Consider the following 4,499-nt stretch of genomic DNA (forward strand, 5'->3'; position numbering starts at 1 on the left):
AGTACGTGTTCGGCTCGGCGCATGACGATGATCTGACCGGCAACGCCTCGGCCAATGTGCTGCTCGGCGGCGACGGCGATGATACGATCAACGGCGGCGGCGGCGCGGATTACCTGCGTGGCGGGGCTGACGGCGATGACTTCGTGTTCGACACCGTTCTTGGCGGCGGCAACATCGACACGATCGCGGACGTCAGCGTCGGCGAGGATGCGATCCACCTGGACGCGGCGATCTTCTCGGCCCTGTCTGGCGGCGCTTTGTCAGCGATGGCCTTTGCGGCGAACGCGGACGGCGTCGCCAATGGCTTCACCGCCCAGATCATCTATGAGACCGACACCGGCGCGCTGTCTTACGACGCCGACGGTCTCGGCGGCACGGCAGCCATCCAGTTCGCCACCCTGACCAGCGGGTTGAGCATCGACCAGGACAGCTTCCTGGTGATCTGACCTGCAAAGCTCTCACAACGCCCGAGGCGCTGGCGCCGCCCTACACGTGGGTGTTTTGCCGTACAGATACCATGGGTCTGCCAGGCTAGGCCTGACTGCATAGTGCAAACGCATTCACCGGTTAAGTTTACCTAAGGTACCCACTGAAGCCGATTGTATTTGTTGAAGCATTCATGGCGTACCTTAAGGTTTACCCGGATAATGTATTAAAGGTCTGTTGGCTGGCAGAGACGCATCCCCAAGCTTTGAAGACACATCGTGCACGATAAGGATTTAAATGGCCAATTTCATCGTAGATACAACTGCCGACGTTGTGGACGCCTTTGACGGTGTTACCTCGCTGAGAGAAGCGATCGATCTTGCTGATGCGGCCGCCGGGGCTGATACGATCACTTTTGAGGCCTATCTGTCCGGTCAAACGATCATTCTAGATGCGGCTGAGGGCGAGCTTGAGCTGTCCACGGATGTGACTATTGAGGGTGATATTGACGGAGACAATGCCGCTGATATCACGATCTCAGGCGGCAATCTCTCGCGGGTGTTCTATGTGACTGGCGGAACGTCGACGCTGGATGCGCTTACGATTACAGGTGGAAATGCCGGAGCGGGCAATGGCGGAGGCATCTATATACAGACGGGAGCTACTGCTAATCTCATCAACAGCGCAGTAACTGGCAACACAGCCTATTTCGGTGGCGGGATTCAGAATTATGGCGGTGCATTGAACCTGACCAACAGCACTGTAAGCGGCAATTCGGCCGATTACAGCGGCGGCGGGATATTTGTTTCATTCACTGCGACTGCTGTCCTGAACAGCAGCACCGTCAGCGGCAATTATGCAAACAGCAGTGGTGGCGGGGTTTTTAACAACGGCACGGCCACGATGACCAACAGCACGCTGAGTGGCAATACGGCACAGAACGTCGCTGGCGGCGGGATTGAGAACTTTGGGGCTGCGACCCTGACCAATAGCACGGTAAGCGGCAACAATTCTGCTTATAGCGGAGGTCTGGGGAACTGGGGTACAGCAACGTTGGTCAATAGTATCGTGCTGGGCAACACCGCAACGACAGGGGCCGAGTACAACGATAATGGAACGTTCACGGTCACAAATTCGCTTACTGGCAGCGGCGGCGAGACAGCTGCAGACGTCTTTGCTGCCATTGAAGGTACTGGCGGTGGTTTGCTGGCCGACAATGGTGGAACGGTGCAGACAATTGAGCTTTTGAACGACGTTTTGAACCCTGCACTGGATGCGGGGGATGACAGTGTGGCTCCTGCGACGGATGCTGCTGGTGGGCAGCGCGGGGACATCGTTGGCGTTGGCAACGATGGATCGAATTTTGGCGACCTTGGGGCCTTGGAGTTGCGAGAAGCAGACAGCCTGATCGTGACCACGACTTCCGATGTGGTCGATGCTTATGATTATCAGACCTCGCTGCGCGAGGCGTTGGCCTTTGCGAATTCGAACGTGGATGCCAGCACAATCACCTTTGACGCCGCCCTTTCAGGAGCAACGATCACACTGAGCGGGACCGAGCTGGAACTGACCACTGATGTGACTGTTGACGGTGATATCATTGGGGATGACGATGTGGCTGACATCACCATCGACGGCGATGGCGAATCGCGCGTGTTCAGGGTCTCGGCTGGCACAGCGACATTGGACGCTCTTACTATTACTGGTGGAAGCAGCGTTATCGGCGGTGGAGTGATCATTGCCAGTGGTGCGGCGGCTCGCCTGATGCATACGAAGATTACCGGCAATTCGGCGGACGTCGGCGGTGGAATATTCAACGGTGGCACAATAACGCTGACCAGCAGCACGATCAGTGCAAACTATGCCGATATCGTCGGTGGCGGGATCTCCAACGAGGGCAGCGCAACGCTCACCATCTGCACGCTCAACGGCAACTCGGCGGATTTATATGGCGGTGGGTTCTCCAACCTACTTGGCGGTACGGTGACGCTAACCAACAGCACGATCAGCGGGAATAATGCCGACGGCGGCGGTGGGATATTGAACGGTGGCACGGCCACGCTGACAAACAGCACAATCAGCGGAAATTCAGCAAGCACTCAGGGTGGTGGGATATTGAACGGTGGCACGGCCACGCTGACAAACAGCATCGTACTGGGCAACAACGCAGGGACGGGCACCGAAATCTACGAATCCGGAGGCACAATCACGGCGACGACCTCTATCACCTCCGGAACAGCTGCAGATGTATTCGCATCGCTGGCTGGCAATGGCGGTGGGCTCCTGGCCGACAACGGCGGACCGGTTCAGACCATTACGCTTAATAGCGACGTGACAAACCCGGCGTTGGATGCGGGGAATGACGCAGCAGCAGCGGAAGCTGGCGCCATGACCGATGCCCGAGGAGCCATCCGTGTGGACGATGCAACGGCGGCGAACAATGGTGCGAATATCAGCGACCTTGGAGCGGTCGAGGCCGGCAGCGAAACCCCTAGCCTGATCGTGACCATCGCCTCAGATACCGTCGATGCGATGGATGGCGAGACATCACTTCGCGAGGCGTTAGCCTTCGCCAATTCTAACACAGATGCAAGCACCATCACTTTTGATGCTGCACTGTCCGGTGCAACCGTCACGCTTGGCGGGGCCGAGCTGGAGCTGTCCAGCGATGTCTATATTGATGGTGATATCGATGGGGATGATAAGGCGGATGTCACGATTTCGGGCAACGATACTTCGCGAGTATTTCACATCATTGGCGGAACTTCGACGCTTGAAGCATTGGCGATTACTGATGGGCTTGCTACCGGTACCCTTGAACGCGGCGGCGCACTTCTGATCGATGCTTCGGCGACTCTATACCTTACAAACAGCACTGTGACCGATAGCAAAGCAATTAGAGGGGGCGGTGTTGCCAACCTCGGCAACCTGACAATGACCAATAGCTCCGTCAGCGGGAATACCTCGGGCGAAGGCGTTGGGCCAGGATTTGCCACTCAAGCACGTGGCGGAGGGATGTTGAACTACGGCACATTGACGCTGAACGAAAGCTATGTCAGCGCAAATATTTCGGAGGGACCTGGCGGTGGAATATACAGCAGAGGCCAGCTAAGCGTAAACAACAGTTCCATCTTGGATAACGTCGGGGGTCAAGGTGGGGGAATAAGCAACATCGGGACGATAAACCTGAACAACAGCACGCTGAGCGGAAACGCCGGCTCATTGGGGGGGGGCTATTTAACAACGGTAGCGCGACACTGACCTCCACTACGGTTGCTGAGAATACCGCAAATTATGGTGGCGCGGGAGTGTTTAGTGGCCCTTACAAGCAATTGACCATCGTGAACAGTACCGTCACCGGCAATATCGGCTACCAGGGAATATACAGTAGTAGCCGTGTCGATCTGATAAATAGCATTGTTCTTGGCAATAGAGTGTCCCCAGAAGGACCCATGAATGAAATCACCATGTATGGTGTGGGGGTCGGGAAGCTATATATTACAAAGTCTATTACGGGCGCCTATGGCGAACAGTCAGTCGATGTGTTCGCTGCCCTTGACGCCAACGGCGGCGGGTTGCTGGCGGACAATGGGGGGCCGGTTCAGACGATTGCGCTGAACGGCGATGTGACGAACCCGGCGCTAGACGCCGGCGATGACAGCGCGGCCCCGGCGACGGATGCGCGGGGGGCTGGTCGGGCGGACCAGTCCGGGGTGGCCAACAATGGCGGTAACAGTTCCGATCTGGGCGCGTTCGAGCTGCAGCTGACCACTCAGGTCGGCGGGTCCGACCCGGACGTGATGTTTGGCACGGATGGGAATGACACGCTCTATGGCGGGGCGGGCGCGGACTGGATCCTTGGCCTTGGCGGCAATGACAACATACGCGGCGGTGCAGATGGCGACAGGCTGGAGGGCGGCGACGGCGTCGACTTTGTGCTCTACACCGACTCTGCCTCTGGGGTGACCGTGGACCTGACGGCTGATGGCGACGGCTTCCAGTCGGCCTCGGGCGGCTCGGCGGAGGGCGATGTGATCTCGGGGTTCGAGAAGGTGTTTGGCTCGGCCCACGCC

The 4,499-nt window shown here is 57.7% G+C and carries 2 protein-coding genes and 1 pseudogene; all 3 read left to right on the top strand.

The annotated features are described in order from the left end of the window. Positions 1-446: pseudogene (locus tag FOY56_RS23740) on the top strand (Calx-beta domain-containing protein); the annotation flags it as partial. Positions 447-723: 277 nt separating this feature from the next. Continuing rightward, positions 724-3,687, top strand: coding sequence for a beta strand repeat-containing protein (locus FOY56_RS23170; protein ID WP_146348518.1), 2,964 nt, complete (start codon positions 724-726; stop codon positions 3,685-3,687). A gap of 191 nt (positions 3,688-3,878) precedes the next feature. After that, the coding region (locus FOY56_RS23175) for a choice-of-anchor Q domain-containing protein (protein ID WP_281288849.1) at positions 3,879-4,499 on the top strand (621 nt) is incomplete at its 3' end.

This window comes from Falsiphaeobacter marinintestinus, assembly GCF_007923355.1.
GTDB lineage: Bacteria > Pseudomonadota > Alphaproteobacteria > Rhodobacterales > Rhodobacteraceae > Phaeobacter_A > Phaeobacter_A marinintestinus.